Origin of the sequence: Winogradskyella sp. Asnod2-B02-A, assembly GCF_045063645.1 — a bacterium.
Lineage (GTDB): Bacteria > Bacteroidota > Bacteroidia > Flavobacteriales > Flavobacteriaceae > Winogradskyella.
Window position 1 is genome coordinate 1 of record NZ_JBEFOG010000002.1, and the last position, 2,520, is coordinate 2,520.

Consider the following 2,520-nt stretch of genomic DNA (forward strand, 5'->3'; position numbering starts at 1 on the left):
TGGTCCTTCAGCAATATGCAGCTTAAAAAATAAAACTAAATTTTACTAGGATTTGATCTTGGAATACGTATATGGTTTGTTGCGTGGTTTAGCACGTAATTTAGCAAATAAAAACCGAATAGAAAATCCGCGAGGATTTTCGTAAGTAGGCTGGAACTAGCAATAAATTATATACGGTGTTGGCAACCGTTATTTCTCTTTTAATTTTCTATAATCTTCAATATCCAAAAGTTCAAATGGTTTAGAATCATCTTCTACATCACAAGCTTTTAGATAAGTGATTTTTACTTTTCCATTTTCTTTTTTCAAAAGACACTTTCTAACACTTATCAACTTTAGTTTATCCGCAACTCTTGGATGAATAGCAGTACAAAGTCCTATTCCAGCTGCTCTAACACTTGGGAATAGAACTCCATCAAGTCCAGTATTTGACATTAAAGTAGAAAGTAACGCAGAAATATAATATTCGTGATTATTTCCTGCTTTAACATCTTTAGAAAACTCGTTTGCTAGAAACTTTAAATATTCAACTCCTTTAGTTTCCAATTCGGGATTTTGTTTCAGTAAAATTTGATAATCATTTTTTATTTTCTGTAGATAATCAATTACATATTCTTTTGTTGGGTCAAAAATTGTAGCTAAAGTCATAAACTCTTGAACTTCCCAAGTTCCAATAATCATTAGCCTTTCTCCTTCTGGAATTGAATTGTCTCTCAATAATTCGCTTGTTTCACAACAAGCTGTTAACCTTGTACTAGTGTGGTCGTCAATAGTATAATTATCTTTAAGAACTGAACCATAAAACATTGTGTTTTCAGGCGTGCTTGCTCGAAGATAGTTTGTATTATATTCAGCTGGTGCATATGATAATCTACTCCTTGTATTAAAATCGGCTTCATCAACATCGATTCTTACAGCTCTATCAAAAATTTTTCCTTTTTCATATTCAGTTCTCATAATTGGTAATGCACCAATTTTATTAATAAGTTGATTAATTTCTTCAACACTATTTTTTGTAAGGTCAATCTTTTTCAGAGCTTTTAAATTTTCCATATTTACTTGATGTTGATTGGGTTTTTAATGGTTGCCAACGTGATTGTGTATGATTAGTTGCGTGGTTTAGCAACTAAGTTAGCAAACTTTCACGAACCCGTGAATATTCCGCAGGAATATTCGCAAGTAGGGAAGAACCTAGCAATTAATTATACACGGTGTTAGGCACTGGCTTTTAGCGATAATAATTTTCCGAAAATCTCTTTATGTTTTGATTCATCATCTACTGTTTTCAAAAGTTCAGTAACTGCTTCTTCTGAAAAATAGACTTTAGTACGATTAGAAAATTTGTCAGTAGTTTCTATCCAAATAAATTTTTCAAATTTGCTATTTATATTTCCATTAGTTGGATTAACAGCATTAAATTTAGGATTTTTAACCCAATCTAAATTAAACATAACTTGTTTTAATTGTCCACTTGAGAATTTATATTTTGAAAGACGTTGAATTTCTTTATGAAGATTACTTAGCATTATGTGTTCTCTAACATTTTGTATTTCTCCAACAATTTTATAAATGGGTTTTCCTTCTGTTGTAGTTATTTTTCCAATTTCTCCTGCTGATATTGCGTTTAAAATTATATTAAAAACTCCGTTTTGTGTTTTGTCAATTTCTATGTCACTTCCTGATAATGTTTTTTCCTTACTATTAAAACCATAAACTTTATTTTGTGCAGGATTTAATATAAGAACTTCTCTTGGGTTTATGTCAACCATTTCAGGAAGTAATTTGGACCAAATTTCCATAAATTCCTTACTTTTCTCATTAGCTTTAATTTGCAAAAATCTATTAAAATCTGTCGTTGATTTGTTTGCGTGTTCATTTTTACTTGAAGCTCGATAGTAAATTGCACCTTTTTTTATTTTTAATTCAGAAAAATCGTTGATTGGAACTAATATTTGGCTACTCTTTTCAATTAATAAATAATAAAATTTTCTTGTACTTATTTGAAATATTTGTAAGTCAACTGAAATTCCAATCTTAGCAATTTTTTCGAATTTTTGAGTTACATCATTTAAGTCAATTTGTTTTAGTAAATCAAGATTTTCTTTATCAAGACCTGTGTCAGTATGAATTCCAGTTTTTGAATCTTCATCAATTCCCAACAATAACATTCCACCATCTGAATTGGCGAAAGAAAGTATGTCTTTAGCAAAATTTAGAAGGAAATTTTCAAGCGGACTTTTCGTTTTGGCAATATTTAATTTAAGCTTGTAATCAATTCCATTATTTTCTTTAGGAAATCGACCATTGTCTTTTAAATCCGTAATTATTAATTCTGCTTTTTCTGTTAATTGCTGTAAGTTCATTTATTGACGGATGTTTTTTTAGCTTGTGCCTAACGGTTTTGTGTATGATTAGTGGCGTGTTTAAGCACCTAATTTAGCAAATAAAAACCAGATAGAAAATCCGCGAGGATTTTCGTAAGTAGGCGAGAACTAGCCATTAATTATACACGTTGTTGTA

The 2,520-nt window shown here is 30.1% G+C and carries 2 protein-coding genes; both read right to left on the bottom strand.

Going from position 1 to position 2,520, the window contains the following annotated elements:
* Positions 1 to 189: 189 nt before the first annotated feature.
* Complete coding sequence (locus ACJJVO_RS00045; RefSeq protein ID WP_405568897.1) at positions 190 to 1,053, bottom strand: hypothetical protein; 864 nt, start codon at positions 1,051 to 1,053, stop codon at positions 190 to 192.
* Between the two features lie 161 nt (positions 1,054 to 1,214).
* Positions 1,215 to 2,363, bottom strand: coding sequence for an ATP-binding protein (locus ACJJVO_RS00050; protein WP_405568899.1), 1,149 nt, complete (start codon positions 2,361 to 2,363; stop codon positions 1,215 to 1,217).
* Positions 2,364 to 2,520 lie beyond the last annotated feature (157 nt).

Coding starts and splice junctions, on each gene's coding strand:
- ACJJVO_RS00045 (WP_405568897.1), bottom strand. CDS start 1,053: ATGGAAAATTTAAAAGCTCTGAAAAAGATTGACCTTACAAAAAATAGT.
- ACJJVO_RS00050 (WP_405568899.1), bottom strand. CDS start 2,363: ATGAACTTACAGCAATTAACAGAAAAAGCAGAATTAATAATTACGGAT.